Here is a 17,684-nt window from a genome sequence, read left to right on the forward strand (position 1 = left end):
GACGCCTACGCCCCCTTCTCCGGCTGCCACCCCAGCCCCCGCGAGATCCCCCGCGCCGCGAGCCGCACCGCCGGCACCAGCACCGGCACCTGGGCGTCGGCCTGGGGTACGACGACCGACACGGCGGCGACGACCGAGCCGCCCGGACCGTGCACCGGGGCGGCGACGGACAGCGCGTCGTCGGTGACCTGCCGGCTGCTCACCGCCACCCCCGTGCGGCGTACGTCGGCCAGCATGCGGCGCAGCCGGGCCGGTTCGGTGACGGTGTACGGCGTGAAGGAGGCGAGGGGTCCGGCGCAGTACTCCTCCTGGAACTCCGGGGCGCTGTGCGCGAGCAGCGCGAGCCCCACCCCGGTGGCGTGCAGCGGCCAGCGGGCCCCGACCCGGATGTGCACGCCGACCGCCGAACGTCCCGACAGCCACTCGATGTAGACGACCTCGGGCCCGTCCTGGACCGCCAACTGCACGTTTTCGTGCGTCGCTTCGTACAGGTCCTCCAGATACGGCAGCGCGATCTGGCGCAGCGCGAGCCCGCGCGGGGCCAGCGCCGCGACCTCCCACAGCCGCAGCCCGACGTGGTAGAGGCCGCAGTCGTCCCGCTCCAGGGCGCCCCACTCGGTGAGGGCGGCCACGAGCCGGTGCGCGGTGGTGAGGGTCAGCCCGGCCCGCCTGCTGATGTCCGTCAGGCTGAGCGCCGGGTGCTCCAGGTCGAAGGCGCCCAGCACCGACAGCAGCCGGTCGGGAGCGGAACGCGGCCCCTTGGCCGACAGGGACGGCACGGCGTCGGCGGTCATCGGTGCTCCGTCACCCCAGCCCGGACTCGGCGACTCTCTGCAGCAAGGCGTGGAGCTGCTCGCGCTCGGCGGCGTCGAGGGGCTGGACCAGCTCGTTGGTGACGCGCTGCCCGGCCTCGTCGGTGTCGCGCAGGAACGCCCGGCCGCCCTCGGTCAGGACGATGATCCGGCTGCGGCGGTCGTCGGGGGAGGGGCGCCGCTCGGCGAACCCCAGCTTCTCCAGGTCGTCGACCAGGCCGACGATCGCGCTCGGGTCGTAGCCGAGCGACGCGCTCAGCTCGCGCTGGAGGGCGCCGGGCGAGGTGGCGAGGAACCGCAGCAGCGCGTAGTGGCGCAGGCGCAGGCCCGACTCCTGGAGGAAGGAGTTGAACAACTGACCCGAGCGCAGGCCGAGGCGGTACAGCAGATAGCCCGTGTCCGCGTGCAGCCCGCGCATCCACGGCTCGTCGGCGTCGATGGGTGCAGGACCTGCGGGGTGTTGCGTGGTCTGCCGGCTGGCGATGGCGGGCTCCCTGGTCTAGGCCCCGGGCGGGGCGGTGCGTACGTACTGCACCCAGCATGACGCAAGGGCGGGTCGGCAACAACTATTGACGTCGACAACTATTGTTCTTACCTTCGATCTCGACGCCGCACCGAGCAATGTCGCGGCGAGGAGCTCGCAGCGAGAAAGTCGCACCCCACCCGAAGGGACCCGCCCGTGCCCAGCACCGATCTCACCGGCAAGGCCGCCGTCGTCACCGGCAGCGGCCGGGGCCTCGGCCTCGCCTACGCCCACGCCCTGGCCGCCCACGGCGCCTCCGTGGTCGTCAACGACGTCGACGAGGCCGTGGCCGAGGCGGCCGTGAAGTCCATCACCGAGGCCGGCGGCACCGCCGTCGCCGAGGTCGTTCCGGTCGGCACCACCGAGGCCGCCGAGCGGCTCGTGAACCGGGCGGTGGAGGAGTTCGGGCGGCTCGACATCCTGGTCACCAACGCCGGCATCCTGCGCGACAAGGTGCTGTGGAAGATGACCGACGACGACTTCGACGCGGTGATCACCACCCACCTCAAGGGCACCTTCACCTGCGCCCGCGCCGCCGCCGTCCGCATGCGCGAGCAGGGCGAGGGCGGCACCCTGATCCTGGTCGGCTCCCCGGCCGGCCAGCGCGGCAACTTCGGCCAGACCAACTACGCCGCCGCCAAGGCCGGCATCGCCGCCATGGCCCGCACCTGGTCCATGGAGCTGGGCCGCGCGAACATCACCGTCAACGCGATCGTGCCGGTCGCCGCGACCGCGATGACCGAGACCATCCCCGCCTTCGCCCCGTACATCGAGGCGATGAAGAACGGCGAGCCGCTCCCGGACTTCCTGCGCAAGGGCGAGGGCTTCGGCACTCCCGAGGACTGCGCAGCCCTCGTCCCCTTCCTCGCCTCCGAGGCGGCCCGCTCCATCACCGGCCAGGCCATCGGCATCGGCGGCGACAAGGTGGCACTCTGGTCGCATCCGCAGGAGATCGCGGCGGCCTACGCCGACGGCGGCTGGACCCCCGACACCCTGGCCGACGTCTTCCCGACGTCGGTGGGCGCCGAACTCCAGTCGGTCGGCATCCCGGCGCCCAAGTTCCCGGAGGCGTGATGGCCCCCTCCATGAACCTCGAAGACCTGGTCGCGATCGACGTCCACACCCACGCGGAGGTCTCCACCAAGGGCCACTCCTCCCTGGACGACGACCTGCACGACGCCTCCTCCGCCTACTTCAAGGTGGAGGGCAAGCGCAAGCCGACCCTGGAGGAGACCGCCGCCTACTACCGCGAGCGGAAGATGGCCGCCGTGATCTTCACGGTGGACGCCGAGTCCGCGACCGGCACCGCGCCCGTCCCGAACGAGGAGGTCGCGGAGGCCGCGGCCGCCAACTCGGACGTGCTCATCCCCTTCGCCTCCCTCGACCCCTTCCGGGGGAAGGCGGGCGTGAAGCAGGCGCGGCGCCTGGTCGAGGAGTACGGGGTGAAGGGCTTCAAGTTCCACCCCAGCATCCAGGGCTTCTTCCCCAACGACCGCTCGGTGGCGTACGACCTCTACGAGGTGATCGAGGAGACGGGCACGATCGCCCTCTTCCACACGGGCCAGACGGGCATCGGCGCCGGCGTCCCCGGCGGAGGCGGCATCCGCCTCAAGTACTCCAACCCCCTCCACGTGGACGACGTGTCGGCCGACTTCCCGCACCTGAAGATCATCCTGGCGCACCCGTCCTTTCCCTGGCAGGACGAGGCCCTCGCCGTCGCCACGCACAAGCCGGGCGTGCACATCGACCTGTCCGGCTGGTCGCCGAAGTACTTCCCGCCGCAGCTCGTGCAGTACGCCAACACACTGCTCAAGGACAAGGTCCTCTTCGGCTCCGACTTCCCCGTCCTCACCCCAGACCGCTGGCTCGCCGACTTCGAGAAGCTGTCGATCAAGGACGAGGTGAAGCCGAAGATCCTCAAGGAGAACGCCGCCCGCCTGCTCGGGCTGACGAAACCGTAAGGGGCGTGACATGCGCAACGAGGGACTGGGGTCATGGCCCGCACGCCGGGCCCGCAAGACCCCGCACCGCACCGCCCTGATCCACGGCGACACCACACTCACCTACGCGCAGCTGTACGACCGCACCACCCGCCTCGCCCACGCCCTGCGCGAGCGGGGCGTCCGCCGCGGCGACCGCATCGCCTACCTGGGCCCGAACCACCCCTCCTACCTGGAGACCCTGTTCGCGGCCGGCACGCTCGGCGCGGTCTTCGTCCCGCTCAACACCCGTCTGGCGGGCCCCGAGATCGCCTACCAGCTGGCCGACTCCGGCGCCAAGGCCCTTGTCTACGGCCCCTCGCACGCCGGGCTCGTCGCCGGACTGCCGGGCAGCACCGACGTGCGTACGTACGTCGAAGTGGGCGCCGAGTACGAGGAGGCGCTCGCGTCCGCATCCGAGGAGACCATCGACGCCCCGGTCACCCCGGACGACACCTGCATCATCATGTACACCTCGGGGACGACGGGCCGCCCCAAGGGCGCGATGCTCACCCACGGCAACATCACCTGGAACGCGCTCAACGTCCTCGTCGACACCGACCTGATCGCCGACGAACGCGCCCTCGTCTCGGCCCCGTTGTTCCACACGGCGGGCCTGAACATGCTGACGCTCCCGGTGCTGCTCAAGGGCGGCACGTGCGTCCTGGCCGAGGCCTTCGACCCGAACGCGACCTTCGACCTCATCGAAGAACACCGGATCACCTTCATGTTCGGCGTACCGACGATGTTCGAGCAGGTGGCCCGGCACCCGCGCTGGCCGGACGCGGACCTGTCCTCCCTCCGGATCCTCACCTGCGGCGGCTCCCCGGTCTCCACACCGCTCATCGCCGCGTACCAGGAGCGCGGGCTCACCTTCCTCCAGGGCTACGGCATGACGGAGGCGGCCCCGGGGACGCTGTTCCTGGACGCCGAACACGCGGTCAGCAAGGCCGGTTCGGCGGGCGTGCCGCACTTCTTCAGTGACGTACGCGTCGTACGACCCGACCTGAGCCCCGTCGACGTCGGCGAGACCGGCGAGGTCGTGGTGCGCGGCCCGCACGTCATGCCCGGCTACTGGGGGCTGCCCGAGGAGACGGCCGCCTCCTTTGCCGACGGCTGGTTCCGCAGCGGCGACGCCGCCCGGGTCGACGAGGACGGCTACGTCTTCATCGTCGACCGCATCAAGGACATGATCATCTCGGGCGGCGAGAACATCTACCCCGCCGAGATCGAGGACCTGCTCCTCGCCCACCCGGACATCGTCGAGTGCGCGGTCATCGGGGTGCCCGACGACAAGTGGGGCGAGGTCCCGCGCGCGGTCGTGGTCCCCCGCGAGGGCACCGCACCCGATCCGGACGAGCTCCTCGCGTCCCTCGCCGGCCGCCTCGCCAAGTACAAGATCCCCAAATCGGTGGTGCTCGCGGACGAACTCCCGCGAACCGCCTCAGGAAAGCTCCTCAAGTCCCGTGTCCGTACCCGGTACGGCAACAGTTAAGGAACCGCATGAGCATCACCGTGAACGGCCTCGACGAACTGAAGAAGCTGGCGGGCAGCGACCTCGGCACCAGCGAGTGGATCGAGATCACCCAGGAGCGCATCAACACGTTCGCCGACGCCACGGGTGACCACCAGTGGATACACGTCGACCCCGAGAAGGCCGCCGACGGCCCCTTCGGCGCCCCCATCGCCCACGGCTACCTCACCCTCTCCCTCTTCATCCCCCTCTTCACCGAACTGCTGGACGTCCAGGGCGTCACCACGAAGGTCAACTACGGTCTGAACAAGGTGCGTTTCCCCTCGCCGGTCAAGGTCGGCTCGCGCATCCGGCTGGTCGGCAGGCTGGCGGAGGTCGAGGAGGTGCCGGGCGGGGTCCAGATCACGGTCGACGGCACCATCGACATCGAGGGCGGGACGAAGCCGGCGGCGGTGCTGCAGAGTCTGTCGCGCTTCTACGCCTGACCGTCCCGTACCGGCACCACGTCGAGGAGGCGGGCCGAGGTGTCCTGCGCGAGGGGAGTGAGCCGCTCGTGCACCGCCCGGAACGTCTTCTCGGCCTCCTCGGCCGGCCAGTCGTCCGGCAGGTGCTCGACCGGCAGGCGCGGGTCCCGGCGGATGACGCGCAGCCACTCCGCCTGCAGGCGGAGCCGCAGTGCGAGGGCGTCGTCGGCTTCCGGGAGCTGAGTCGCCCACGGCTGCCAGCGGCGTACGAACGACTCGTACAGCGCCGCCAGTTCGGACAGCTCCCAGGTCTCCCCGATCATCGCCCCGATGTCCATCCCGGCGTCGGCGTGCGCGCGGAACACCTTCACGTGGGCGGAGAGGCCGAGTTCGGCGACCAGGGACGACACGTCGACCTCGCCGGGGGCGATCCACAGGCCGCTGAACAGCGGGCCGAAGCCGCTCCAGGTGAGCTTGGAACGCAGGTCGTGACGCTGGCGCTGCCAGGACTCGGGGAGGGAGAAGCCGAGCAGGGTCCAGGTGCCGTCCCAGTGGCGGTTGACGGCGCCGGTCTGCCAGATGCGGTGCTCGCCGTCGCGCAGGACCGTCTCCGAGTGCTCGGTCAGGCCGAAGTACATGCGGCGGCCCTCGCGCTGGCGGCGCAGCAGACCGCGGTTCACCATGCGGGTCAGCGTCGAGCGGGTCGCCTGCTCGCCGACGCCCGCCCGCGCGAAGACGTCGATGACACTGCCCGAGTACACACAGACGTCCCGCCCGAGCACCTGGTCGCCCAGGAACGTCAGCATGAGGGACTGGGGCCGCAGCGCCTCTTCACCGGTCACGCGGCCCACCGTACCCCTTGTCGATCAGCCCGTGACCTGCTGGTACGAGTACACGGCCGTCGCGACCGCGCACACCCCCGGCGGGATCATCTGCGCCCGCAGCGTGCCGCTGTTCACGTCGTAGTCGACGCCCTCCGCCTCGAAGGTGCCGGTGCACACGCTGCGCTGCGGCAGCGCGAACAGGCTCTTCACCGCGCCGGTGATCGGCCGGCCGTCCACCTTGCGCGGCAGGTCCACCTGGAGCAGCGGGCGGATCTGCGGGAAGAGCGTGCCCGTGGCGTCGTTCGAGGCGCACACCAGCCGCGTGTCCGTCACGAAGTCGCAGCCCTGGATGTCGCGCACCGGCTTGTCCAGGGTGATCTGCCAGGCCTCCTTCAGGTCCCCGCCCATCTGCGGGGTGGACGGGTTGAGCAGGGGAGCGGGGAAGACCTGGAGTCTCCTCTGCTCCCCCCACTCGCCCGACACCAGCCACTGCCCGTCGGGCGAGACGGTGGCGAAGGAGTTGTTCAGCTTCTCGCCCGGGTTCAGCCGATGGACGTACTCGTAGCGCTTCCCGGCCGGGGTCGTCACCGCGAACATCTTGGACGTGGCCGTGTCCGGGCCCTGGTAGGCGTCGAAGACGTGGCCGCGTGCGATGTCCGGGTCGCCGACGTGGTTCCAGCCCTTGATCCGCAGGTCCAGGGGGATGGAGGCGAGCCCGCGGTACAGCAGGGAGCCGTCCGCGCGGCTCGCCAGGCCCTGCCCGCCGCCCAGCGTGTCCGTGTACGCCCTGCCGGTCTCGGCCCACTGCGGGTCACCGGCGGCGGACGCGGTCCCCGCGCCGAGCGTGAGCGCGACCGATAAGCAACCGAGGGTGAGGAAGTGACGTCTCATCAGGCTCCTGCCACGTCGACGAATACGGGGTTCGAATAGAACCACGTATCCGTCCACGGGTCACCGTTTCCGGGCTCGTGCGGGATCGGCCCGTGCGGGTCGACCGACGCGCCGAGGTAGCCCGTGCCGTGGCGGTTGCCGTCGCTGCCGCGCAGCCGGACGTAGAAGGACTCGTCCCCGGCGGTGAGGGGGATGCGCAGGGTGTACGTCCCCGTGCGGCCGCTCACGTCCCTCGTCTCGACGACCTTGGTGTCGGGCGCCTTCCAGGAGTCGCGGTCGGCCACCGGGCCGCGCACGGCGCCCCGGATGACGTCCACGTGCGCCAACTCCGGCAGGATGCCTTGTGGGTTGGGCCGGGAAGCGGTCGTGACCGTCACGGACAGCGTGAGCTTCTCGCCCTTGCGCACCCGCAGCCGGCCGCCCAGCGTGACGCCGCGGCCGAAGTCGCAGTCCCGCTTGAGGCGCACATCGAGGCCGTCGAGCAGATGCCCGTGGTCCAGCCAGACCCGGCCCGCGCGCAGGCCCGCCATCACCGCGCGGTAGCCGTAGCGGGTGACGCCGACATGGGTGCGGCTGAACTGGCCCGGCCAGAAGTCGCTGCCCGGCTGCGGGGTGTCGGTGTTCACCGGGTCGGGGAGCTTGCCGGTGTTGTCGAAGTTCTGGCCCGCCGGCCAGTCGCCGTTCTTCCAGGTGTCGAAGACGATGCGGTGGGCGTCGGAGTTCGTGGTGATCGAGAACAGGCTGCCTTCTGCCAGCATCGAGTCCCACAGACCGCCGACCGTCGCGGTCGCCCAGTCGAAGCCGCCGTACGTCAGGTAGGCGTTCGCCGGGTAGCCCGCCCAGGACTGTGCCGACGGCTTGTTCTCGTACTCGCCGCGGATCGAGGTCGCCCCGCGCCAGCCGGGGATGGCCGCGCCCTGGGCGCCGGGCGCGCCCTCCATGCCGATCATGATCTCGGGGGCGGCGTCCCGCCAGCCCCGCATCTCGTGCGGGGAGTCGATGCCGAGGCGCATCGGGTGGTTGGCGAGGACGAGCACGTCGTCGACGTATCCGGTACGGCGCTGCTCGGCGAGCCATTGGATGGCCTTCACGGCGTGGGCCTCGTTGCGGGCGGTGTCCGGGCCGGCCGCGGAGCCGTCGGTGTAGCCGAGCAGCTTGCCGTCGTAGGTGCTCTCGAACTTCGTGAGAAGGTCGACCTCGTGGGGGCCGGGTGCCGCGAACACCGTGCAGTGTTCGGCGGCCGGGATGTACCACTCCAGGCCCTGGAAGATCAGCTGACGCGGGTTCTCGTCGCGGGCCTTGAGGATCTCCTCGTGCTCCAGCGGGGCGCCGTACTTGGCGTGCCCGAAGTTGGAGTGCTCGGTGAACACCATCCAGTCCAGGCCGAACTCGGCGCCTGCGGCGGCCAGTTGGGAGAACGTGTACTTGGCGTCGTGGCTGTAGACGCTGTGGATGTGGTGGTCGCCGACCAGGTAGGCGAGGCGGGGGTCGTCGCCGCCCAGGCGCCGGTCGGCGGCCGCGGCGGGCACGGTGGGCAGGGCCGCCGAGCCCAGTGCGAAGGCGGCGCCGAACAGGCCCGCGCGGCGCAGGAGTTGGCGTCTCGACACGCCTTGGGCGTCGAGGGTGGCGGGGGAGACGGACGGGTCGGCCCAGGCGGGCAGTTGCTGCTCGGTCATGGCGATCCTCGAAGGGCTCAGTGGTTCATGAAGGACGTGACGGGCAGCGCCCGCGCGACGATCCGGACGTCGCCGAGGCGGCCGTACAGGATCTGGTCGATCCGGCCGCCGTACTCGTAGCCGCCGAGCAGCCACGGCAGCCCGACGGAGGTGATCCCGACCGCCGGGGCCTTCGGGTTGCGGACCACCGGGCAGCCCTCGACGTACAGCGTGGTGTGCTCGCCGTCGTTGACGACCGCGAGGTGCCACCAGGTCTCCAGCGGGGTCTCCTGGCCCCAGTTGGTGGCGATGCCCTCCTGGTTCAGCGGGCGCATCGCCCACTGCGGCTCGCGGTCGTTCGACAGGGAGAGGGTGGCGAGCGGCTCGTCCGGGTCGTCGGCGGTCCTGCCGGCGGCGCCGCCCGTGCCGGTGCGGCCGACCAGGCCCGACCAGGCGTTGTGGGACGGATCCCAGTCGGCCGGGAGGCGGTAGAAGGCCTCGATGGTGTAACCGTTCCCGAAGGTCGCCGAGTTCAGCGGTGCACCGTCGACCGTGCGCAGGTAGGCGCCCTTCAGCGGGGACTTGAAGCCCTGGAACTCCAGGCTGCCGTGACCGGGCTGGTCGGGGTGGTGGTCGGCCGACCAGCCCAGCTTGCCGCCGCCCACGGTGACGAGGGCGAGGTCGTTGCCGCGACCGGACAGATCCCGGACGCTGTCACCCACCGGCTCGTCGAATCGCCAGTACGCCACCGTGCCCGGGATCAGCATCCGCGACGCGGGCCGCGCCGGGCGGGCGGGCACCGGATCGAAACCGGAGAAACGGCCGGCGAAGTCGATCTCGACGCTGAACCGGTCGGCGTCGCCGCTGAGTTCGATCTCCTGCCGCTCCAGCTCGTTGAGGCCCTTGGCGGCCCGGCCCAGGATCCACGGGGAGACCGTCTCCACGTCGATCACGTTCCGGTCGAGGTCGAACCGGTACAGGCGGATCATCGCCGCGCCGCCGAAGTAACGGTTCTGGTAGTTCGTCAGATGCAGGTGTACGTCGTTGCCCGCCGCGTTCTTGCGCATCGCCCGGCCGGCGGGCCAGTAATGCCCGTTGAGGGTGAGGAAGATCTGGTCGTGGTCCTCGACCAGCTGGTCCCACAGCTGCTGCCCGTACACCGACAGGGTGTCGTCCTCGACGACCAGCTCGTGGGTGGTGAGGACGACCGGCGTCTTCGGGTGCGCGGCCAGGACGTCCTTGGCCCACGCGTAGCCCTTCGCCGACAGCCGCCAGTCCAGCGCCAGTACCATCCACTCGCGCCCGGCGGCCTTGAACAGGTGGAAGCTGTTGTAGCCGTCGGGGGAGGCGCCCCCGAACGTCTTCTTCCCCTGGAACCGCTTGGGCCCGAAGGCGTCCAGATACGGCGTAGCACCTCGCTGGTCGTCCGTCGACGACTTCACGTCGTGGTTGCCGGCGAGGACGCTGTAGCCCACGCCCCGCCGGTCCAGGAGCCGGAACGCCTCGCTGATCGCGGCGACTTCGGGCTGGGTGCCGTTCTGGGTGAGGTCGCCGAGGTGGGACAGGAAGACGATGTTCTCCTCCCGGCCCTGCTCCAGCAGATAGCGCAGGGACGCCTCCACGGGTGCCTTGTCGATGCTCGGCCCGTCGAAGAGGTACTGCGTGTCCGGCATCACGGCGAGCGTGAAGCGACGGCTGTCCGGGTCGGGCCGCCAGTCGGTGGCCGTGACCTCGGCGGGCGCTGCCTCGGCGACCGCCGGGACGGCGACCGAGGCCGTCGCGGCGGCACCGAGCAGCGCGGTGGCCCGGAGGAAACTGCGTCTTGCGGCGCCGGCCCGCGCGGCCTCGCCCTGGGGGTGGTCATGCGAAGTACACACGTGTGCTCCGTGAAGAGAGGCAGAGGAAGGGGGAGTTCAGAGAACGCGCAGGGTCCAGCTCCAACGGTGGACGCCCGGCGGAACGCGATAGGAGGGGAAGGTGTCCGGGCCGCACGACGCCGTGCCGAGACCCCGGTGCGCCGCGTCGATGTGCACCACGCAGCCGGGGCGCGGCACCAGTTCGTCGTGGTGCGCGGCGGCGGTCAGGTCCTCGGCGCGGTAGCGGGTGACGGAGACCTGGCGGGGCTCGTCCAGGACGACCGAGAGACCCGTGGCGTCCGGCGCGGACAGCGTGAACCGCCGTACGCCGTGCCGGCCGCCGCTCTCCTGCGGGCGGAGGTAGGGAGTGAAGAGGTCGTCCACTGGGACGGAGTGATGGCCCACCGGGGCTCCTGCGCTCCGGTCGGGGTACGACTCCCAGGGCCCCTGCCCGAACCACTCGAGCAGATCGAGCCCCGCCACCGTCTCGAACACCGAGCCGACCCGGGCCACGTCCTCGAACTCCTCCGGCAGTTCGGCCTCTTCGTCGACCCGCACACCTCCCTCGACCGGCGTGAAGACCTGCCGGTGCCGGACGACGCCGCACGCGGCGGCGTACTCCGCGGTCACCGTGACCTGCTCGGCGTCCCGCCGCACGGACACGACCTTGCGGACCAGTGAGTCGAGCCCCCAGGTCCGCCAGCGCCCCGCCATGCCGCCCAGCTCGTCGTTGTCGGTGGGCGCCCGCCACAGTGACAGGGCCGGGGCGGCCGTCAGCAGAGGGTGGACGAGAAGCCCCTCGTCGTCGACCTGTACGGAAGCCGCGGCCTGCACCGAACCCGCGGCTTCCACGGAACCCGCGACGACCGCCTCCTGCCGCACCTCGGCCGCCCGCAGCAGCACCTGCGGCACGCACACCTCCGTGCCACGCGGTGCCCACGGCAGGTCCGTCGCCGTCGTCACCCGCAGCGTCAGCCACGCCTCGCCGCCGTCCTCGGGCAGCGCGAACGGCAGCGGCACCGCGGCCGTCTCGCCCGGGCACAGTTCGGGCAGTACGGCGGGCGCGGTCAGCGTGCGGCCGTCCGCCAGCGACAGCACCCATACGGCGGCCAGCCAGTCGAAGCCGCGGAAGTGCTGGTGGTTGGCCAGGACGATGCCCTCGTGCCGGAAGCACTCGATGCGCACCGGCGCCGCGATCTCCCGGTGCTCGTACATCGCGGGCTTGGGCGTGCGGTCGGGAAACACCATGCCGTCCGCGATGAACGCGCCGTCGTGGATCGTCTCGCCGAAGTCGCCGCCGTACGCCCACCGGTGTCCGGGCGCGGCGACACCGTTGTCATAGAGCCCGGCGCCCCCACGCCCGGCCGGTCTTCCGTCGCTCACGCGTTGCAGAATCCCGTGGTCCCAGAACTCCCAGATGAACCCGCCCTGAAGACCCGGGGTGGCCTCGATGGCGGCCCAGTGGTCGGCCAGCGTGCCGTTGCTGTTGCCCATGGCGTGCGAGTACTCGCACTGGATGAGCGGCTTGGTCTGCTCGCCGGAGAGCGCGTGCGCCACGCAGTCCTCCAGCGGTGCGTACATCGGGCAGGCGATGTCGGAGGCGAGGGACGGGTCCGCCCAGCCGAGCTTGGCCGCTCCCTCGTACTGGATCGGCCGGGTCGCATCGTGCCGGCGCACCCAGCCGGCCGCCGCGTCGTGGTTCGCGCCGTAGTCGGACTCGTTGCCGAGCGACCAGATGATGACCGACGGATGGTTCTTGTCGCGCAGCACCATCCGTGAGACCCGGTCGACGAAGGCGTTCAGATAGCGCGGGTCGTCCGCGATCTCGTGGGCGTGGTCGTGGGACTCGATGTCGGCCTCGTCGACCACGTAGAAGCCGAGCTCGTCGGCGAGGTCGTACAGCGCCGGGTCGTTCGGGTAGTGGGCGGTGCGGATCGCGTTGAAGCCGAAGCGCTTGAGCAGGACCAGATCGGCGCGCATGTCGTCGTACGACACCGTCCGTCCCGTCAGTGGATGGAAGTCGTGCCGGTTCACGCCCCGGATGAACACCCGCTCACCGTTGACGAGCAGGTCACGGCCGACGATCTCGACGTCGCGGAAGCCGACGCGGTGCTGTGAGGTGTCGGCGACCGTGCCGTCGGCGCGGTGCAGGCGGACGGTCAGGCCGTACAGCTCGGGCGTCTCCGCGTTCCATGTGCGCACCTCGGGGACGGTGGTCAGCAGCCGGGCCTCGCCGAGGAAGTGGGAGACGCGTTCGTCCTCGGCGTTCGCGCGGTCGAACTCGGCGTCCTGCGCGAGGAGTCGACCGTCCAGCTCGCCGGTGAGATACCACCCCGCGGGCAGCGCACCGCCCGCGTCCCGTACCAGGCAGTCCACTTGCAGCTCACCGCTGTACCGCGCCCGGACGGTCACGTCCGCGAGGTACAGCGGATCCGTCGCGTACAGCAGCACCGAGCGGGTGATCCCGCCGTGCCACCACTGGTCCTGGTCCTCGATGTGCGAGGCGTCCGACCACTTCACGACCGTCAGCCGTACGGTGGCCCGCTCGCCGGCGCGAACCACATCCGTCAGGTCGAACTCGGCGGCCAGGTGGGAGTCCTTGGAGATGCCGACGGGCCGCCCGTCCACGTGCACGAGAAGCACGCTCTCGGCGGCCCCGACCTGGAGCACGATCCGGCAGCCGGCCCACTCGGCCGGTACGTCGACCTCACGCTCGTATACGCCCGTCGGATTGGCCGCGGGGGAGTGGGGCGGGAACTCGGCGAACGGCATGCGGACGTTGGTGTACTGCGGCAGGTCGTCCGTGTCCTGCAGGGTCCAGACGCCGGGGACGTGTGCCGAGTACGCCGAAGACACAGCACCGCCGACCGGCGCGTCCGGAGCGGACAGCAACTGGAAGCGCCAGTCGCCGTCCAGGGGGAGTGCTCCGCAGCGCCGGTCGACGGCGTTCATGGGCAGCCGCCTCCAGGAGGTCACCTCGGGTGTCTCCCAGGGGCGCAGGGCGATCAGGGGATCGCGGGGTGCGTCGGTCATGGCCATTCCGGGGTCGGTTCGGACGTGGGTGACGTCGAGCCGGGCAGGATGCGGCCCTGCAGGCCCCAGGCGGGGTCGACGGGGATACCTAGCCGGTCCAGGGCGGTGGGGGCGATGTCGATGAGGCGGGGTTCCCGGAGCCGGGTACCGCCGGGCAGGCCGGGCTCGGCGAGGATGACGAAGACCTCCCGCTCGGCGTGGGTGTCGCCGCCGTGGCCGCCGGTGTCGAGGTGGCCGTGGTCGGTGGTGACCAGCACGGTCCAGTGCTCGTCGGCGCGCCCGGGGTCCGAGCGCCGGGCTTCGATCGCCTCCAGCAGCCGCCCGAGGTGGGCGTCCTGGGCGAGGAGGGCGCGGTCGTAGGCGGGGGAGAGCGGGCCGGTGGCGTGGCCGGCCTCGTCGGTGGCGCCGAAGTACACGAACATGACGTCCGGGTCGGACTTGGTGAGCCACCGCAGGGCGGCGCGGGCGACGCGGCGGTCCGCGGTTTCGTAGCCCTTCGACTCGCCGTTGTGGCGCACGCGCCGGCCGATGGCACGGCCGAGGGTGCCGCGGCGGACCAGCGCCGGCCAGGACACCGCGGCCGCGGTGCGCAGTCCGGGCCGGGCCTTGGCGGCGCGGGTCAGGAAGTCGGGGTAGCGGGCGTAGTCGGCGCCTTTGAAGTCGTTGCCGGTCACCCCGTGCCGGTCGGGCCACACCCCGGTCAGCACGCTCGACCAGCCGGGGCCGGAGTCGGTGTAGGCCATGCTGGTGGACGGCCCGCCGCCGGCCTGGCCGTCCACCTCGCCGTAGGGCAGCAGGCTGGTGCCGTGGGCGCCCGCGGCCATCAGGCCGTGCAGCACGGGGGCTGTGGACGGCGACCGGGTCAGCCGGTCGTAGCGCAGCCCGTCCATGCCCACGACGAGCACCTTGCCGTGCCGCGACCGTTCCCCGCCGGCGACCTCCACCACTGTGCACCTCCCTCTCGACACCGGTTCAGCTGCCCTGGACCGCACCTTCGGTGGCGCCCGCGATGAATCCGCGGGCGAAGATGCTGAAGACCACGACCAGGGGGAGGGCCGCCATGAGCACACCGGCCATGACCATGCTGTAGTCGGTGTTGTGGCCGACGTTGAGCTGGGCGAGCTCCACCTGGAGGGTGACGTGGTCGGGGTTGGTGAGCACGATGAGCGGCCAGACGTAGTCGTTCCAGGCGTTGACGAAGGCGTAGATGGCGAGGAAGGACAGCGCGGGCCTGATCATCGGCAGCGCGATGTTCCAGTACTGGCGGAAGAACCCGGCGCCGTCGATGCGCGCGGCGTCGAGCAGTTCGTCGGGCACGCCGTTCTGGATGTACTGGTGCAGCCAGAAGATGCCGAAGGCGTTGGCGAGGGCGGGCAGGGCCAGCGCCTTGAGCATGCCGACCCAGCCGATCTCGGACATGAGGATGAACTGCGGCAGGACGGCCAGCTGGAGCGGCAGCATCATGAACACCAGCAGCGTGCCGAAGAGCACCTTGCGCCCGGGGAAGTCGAACTTGGCGAAGGCGAAGGCCGCAAGGGAGTCGACGAACAGCACCAGGACCGTGGTGACGCACGCGACGACGACCGTGTTGAGCATCGACCCGAAGAAGTCGATGGTGTTCAGCACGTGCCGGATGTTCTCCAGCAGGTGGGAGCCGAAGGTCAGCTTCGGTGGGCTTTTGTAGATGTCCTTGGTGGTGTTGGTCGCCATCACGATCGTCCACAGGAACGGGAAGACCGAGACCAGGACGGCCAGGACGAGGAGGATGTGCGCGGTCAGGCCCCGGGGGCGCCGCAGCCGCCGCCTCTGGCCCGTGGCCGGCGACGGTGTGGCGGCTGTCGTCATGACTTCCTCCCTCGTTGCACGATGCGCCAGTTGACGACGACGAGCACGATGATCAGTACGAAGAAGGCCCACACGATGGCCGCGCCGTAGCCGTAGTCGTTGTCGAGGAAGGCCGACTGGTAGAAGTACAGCAGCGTGGTCAGGCCCGCCTGGCCGGGGCCGCCGAGGTTCTGGTTGGCGGCGTTGCTGGCGAAGAGCACCTGGGGTTCGCTGAAGCTCTGCAGGCCGTTGATGGTCGAGATGACGACGGTGAACAGGATGATGGGCCGCATGATCGGCATGGTGATCTGGAAGAAGGTACGGACCGGGCCGGCGCCGTCCAGCTTGGCCGCCTCGTAGATCTGCGTCGGGATGGCCTGCAGACCGGCCAGGTAGATGATCATGTTGTACCCGGTCCACATCCAGGTCATCAGCAGCGCGATCACCACTTTGATCAGCCACGGATTGCTCAGCCACGCCACGGGCTCTATACCGACCGTGCCCAGGATCGCGTTGACCAGACCGAAGTTGTTGCTGAACACCGCGCCGAAGAAGATCGCCACAGCGACGATCGAGGTGACGTTCGGTACGTACAGGGCGATGCGGTAGAAGCCCTTGAAGCGGCGCACCGAGTGCAGCAGCGTCGCCAGCACCAGGGCGCCGAACAACGTGGGAACGGTGGACAGGACCCAGATCACCAGGGTGTTGCGGATCGACAGCCAGAAGACGGGGTCGTTCCAGAGGAACTCGAACTGCTGCAGGCCCACGAACTGCTTGGTGCCCAGGCCGTCGTAGCGCTGGAAGGCCAGATACAGCGAATAGAAGACAGGGCCGAAGGAGAAGGCGGCGAAGATCAGGAAGAAGGGCGAGATCGCCAGGTACTGCCGCCAGTACGACAGCAACCCGCGACGCCTGGGCCGAACGGCGCCCGGGGGCGGCGTGCGCCGCGGGCGGAAGCGTGCCGGGCCCGCCCCGCCCCGGTGTCCCTGCACCGGGGCGGGGCCGGTGACCGGAGGTGACGACACCTCAGTTCACCCCCTGTCGCCGGGCGATCTGCTTGGCTTGGGCGACAGCGTCCTTCCAGGCGTCGCCGGGCTTCTTGCCCTTGGCCTCGATGCTGGTCAGCTCGGCCATGAAGGGTGCCATGACCGCGGAGTCGGCGGGCGCCTCGTAGCTGACCGGGATGGCCTCGGCGGCCGGCCCGAAGACCTCGATGATCTTCTGTCCGCCGAAGAAGGCGTCGGGGCCCGTCATGGCCGCCATCGAGTACGTCGCCGGAGAGGCGGGGAAGATGGTGGCGTCGGTGTAGCTCTTGGCGTTGTTGTCCGGGCTGAGGATCCAGCTGATGATCTTGAACGCCTCTTCGGGGTTCCGGCACTGCGAGGGCAGGGCCAGGTAGGAGCCGCCCTGGTTCGCCGGCCCGTCCGGGTTCGCGCAGACCCGCCACTTGCCCTTGGTGCCGGGGGCCGCCGACTCGATGTCCAGCGCGTGCCAGGCGGCGCCGAGTTCGGTGGCCAGGTTCTTGCCGATGGCGGCGTTCCAGGTCTGGTCGTTGATCTTGGCGTCGATGCCCAGTGCGTAGGGGCGGATCGCCGTTTCCCATGCGGTGCGGATGTGCTCCTGGTCGCCGATGAAGTGGTTGTCCTCGTCGATGAACCGCTTGGTGCCCTGACCGACCGCGATGTTGAACACCGAGCTGATGTTGTTGACCAGGAAGATGCCGGGCACCGCCTTCTTCAGCTCGGTGCCGAGCGCGAAGTAGTCCTCCCAGGTCCTGGCCTCGGCGGCGACCTTCGCCGGGTCGGTCGGCAGCCCGGCCTTGTCGAACAGGTCCGCGCGGTAGAAGAGTGCGGTGGGGCCGATGTCGATCGGGAACCCGATCTGCTTGCCGTCCTTGGTCCGGGCGAGCTTGGTCTTCCACTCCAGGTACTGGGACGAGAGCTTCTTGAAGCCCAGGTCGTTCAGGTCGAGGAAGCGGTCGGCGTTGGGCAGGAAGGAGGCTATGTCCTCGCCCTTGATGCCGGTGATGTCGGGCACGGAGGAGCCGCCCGCGGCGAGCGTGGTGGTGAGCTTCTGCTTGAAGTCGCCGCCGATGGAGGCGGTGGTCAGCTTGACCTGGCTGCTGAAGTGCGTCTTGGCCTGCGCGACCACCTTGTCGCTGAGCGCGCCACCCCAGTACCACATGGTGAGGTCTTTGCCGTTCTTGGTGCCGCCCGATTCCGAGCCGCCGCCGCAGGCGACGGTCAGGCCGGACGCGGCCGCGGTGAACACGGCGGCTTGGAGGAAGCCTCTACGAGAAAGGTCCACGGGTCACTCCTGTTGTTCCTGTTCGACGTGCTGAGGGGCTGT

Annotated in this window: 15 protein-coding genes; 4 read left to right on the top strand and 11 right to left on the bottom strand. The window is 70.4% G+C overall.

The features are described 5' to 3' along the window. Positions 1-5 precede the first annotated feature (5 nt). Complete coding sequence (locus ACZ7L6_RS01995; protein ID WP_471919994.1) at positions 6-794, bottom strand: IclR family transcriptional regulator; 789 nt, start codon at positions 792-794, stop codon at positions 6-8. A gap of 10 nt (positions 795-804) precedes the next feature. Then, positions 805-1,230, bottom strand: a complete 426-nt coding sequence (locus ACZ7L6_RS02000; protein ID WP_471919995.1) for a MarR family winged helix-turn-helix transcriptional regulator — start codon at positions 1,228-1,230, stop codon at positions 805-807. Positions 1,231-1,491: 261 nt separating this feature from the next. Between ACZ7L6_RS02000 and ACZ7L6_RS02005 the strand changes: the two genes are divergently transcribed. From ACZ7L6_RS02005 to ACZ7L6_RS02020, 4 genes are read left to right on the top strand one after another with little or no spacing between them, the layout of a single operon-like run. Further along, positions 1,492-2,409 (top strand): SDR family NAD(P)-dependent oxidoreductase, encoded by a 918-nt coding sequence (locus ACZ7L6_RS02005; protein WP_471919996.1) that lies wholly within the window; start codon positions 1,492-1,494, stop codon positions 2,407-2,409. A gap of 11 nt (positions 2,410-2,420) precedes the next feature. Beyond that, positions 2,421-3,296 (top strand): amidohydrolase family protein, encoded by an 876-nt coding sequence (locus ACZ7L6_RS02010; protein ID WP_471919997.1) that lies wholly within the window; start codon positions 2,421-2,423, stop codon positions 3,294-3,296. Positions 3,297-3,306: 10 nt separating this feature from the next. Further along, a complete protein-coding gene (gene menE, locus ACZ7L6_RS02015) occupies positions 3,307-4,809 on the top strand; it encodes an o-succinylbenzoate--CoA ligase (RefSeq protein WP_471919998.1) in 1,503 nt (500 codons plus the stop codon). An 8-nt stretch (positions 4,810-4,817) separates the two neighbouring features. Then, positions 4,818-5,273 carry a MaoC family dehydratase gene (locus tag ACZ7L6_RS02020; protein ID WP_471919999.1) on the top strand — a complete coding sequence of 152 codons (456 nt, stop codon included), beginning with the start codon at positions 4,818-4,820 and terminating at the stop codon, positions 5,271-5,273. Here the strand turns inward: ACZ7L6_RS02020 and ACZ7L6_RS02025 are convergent. The 9 genes from ACZ7L6_RS02025 to ACZ7L6_RS02065 form a co-directional block, all read right to left on the bottom strand. After that, a complete protein-coding gene (locus ACZ7L6_RS02025) occupies positions 5,264-6,094 on the bottom strand; it encodes a PaaX family transcriptional regulator (protein ID WP_471920000.1) in 831 nt (276 codons plus the stop codon). The genes ACZ7L6_RS02020 and ACZ7L6_RS02025 overlap by 10 nt on opposite strands. 24 nt (positions 6,095-6,118) lie before the next feature. Then, positions 6,119-6,967 (bottom strand): hypothetical protein, encoded by an 849-nt coding sequence (locus ACZ7L6_RS02030; protein ID WP_471920001.1) that lies wholly within the window; start codon positions 6,965-6,967, stop codon positions 6,119-6,121. Beyond that, a complete protein-coding gene (locus ACZ7L6_RS02035; RefSeq protein ID WP_471920002.1) occupies positions 6,967-8,643 on the bottom strand; it encodes a PHP domain-containing protein in 1,677 nt (558 codons plus the stop codon). The genes ACZ7L6_RS02030 and ACZ7L6_RS02035 overlap by 1 nt, the downstream gene beginning before the upstream one ends. A gap of 17 nt (positions 8,644-8,660) precedes the next feature. Next, positions 8,661-10,499 carry a LamG-like jellyroll fold domain-containing protein gene (locus ACZ7L6_RS02040; protein WP_471920003.1) on the bottom strand — a complete coding sequence of 613 codons (1,839 nt, stop codon included), beginning with the start codon at positions 10,497-10,499 and terminating at the stop codon, positions 8,661-8,663. 36 nt (positions 10,500-10,535) lie between these two features. Beyond that, positions 10,536-13,511: a glycoside hydrolase family 2 TIM barrel-domain containing protein gene (locus ACZ7L6_RS02045; protein WP_471920004.1), complete on the bottom strand. Its 2,976-nt coding sequence runs from the start codon at positions 13,509-13,511 to the stop codon at positions 10,536-10,538. Then, entirely contained in the window at positions 13,508-14,455 is a 948-nt protein-coding gene (locus tag ACZ7L6_RS02050) for an alkaline phosphatase family protein (protein ID WP_471920589.1), read from the bottom strand. Before ACZ7L6_RS02050 ends, ACZ7L6_RS02045 begins: the two co-directional genes overlap by 4 nt. A 28-nt stretch (positions 14,456-14,483) precedes the next feature. Further along, positions 14,484-15,356 carry a carbohydrate ABC transporter permease gene (locus tag ACZ7L6_RS02055; protein WP_471920005.1) on the bottom strand — a complete coding sequence of 291 codons (873 nt, stop codon included), beginning with the start codon at positions 15,354-15,356 and terminating at the stop codon, positions 14,484-14,486. After that, positions 15,353-16,237, bottom strand: a complete 885-nt coding sequence (locus ACZ7L6_RS02060) for a carbohydrate ABC transporter permease (protein ID WP_471920590.1) — start codon at positions 16,235-16,237, stop codon at positions 15,353-15,355. The genes ACZ7L6_RS02055 and ACZ7L6_RS02060 overlap by 4 nt, the downstream gene beginning before the upstream one ends. Before the next feature lie 124 nt (positions 16,238-16,361). After that, the gene (locus tag ACZ7L6_RS02065) at positions 16,362-17,642 is read right to left on the bottom strand and encodes an ABC transporter substrate-binding protein (RefSeq protein ID WP_471920006.1); all 1,281 of its coding nucleotides are present in this window, start codon (positions 17,640-17,642) and stop codon (positions 16,362-16,364) included. Positions 17,643-17,684 lie beyond the last annotated feature (42 nt).

Source organism: Streptomyces sp. NPDC107522, assembly GCF_055657525.1.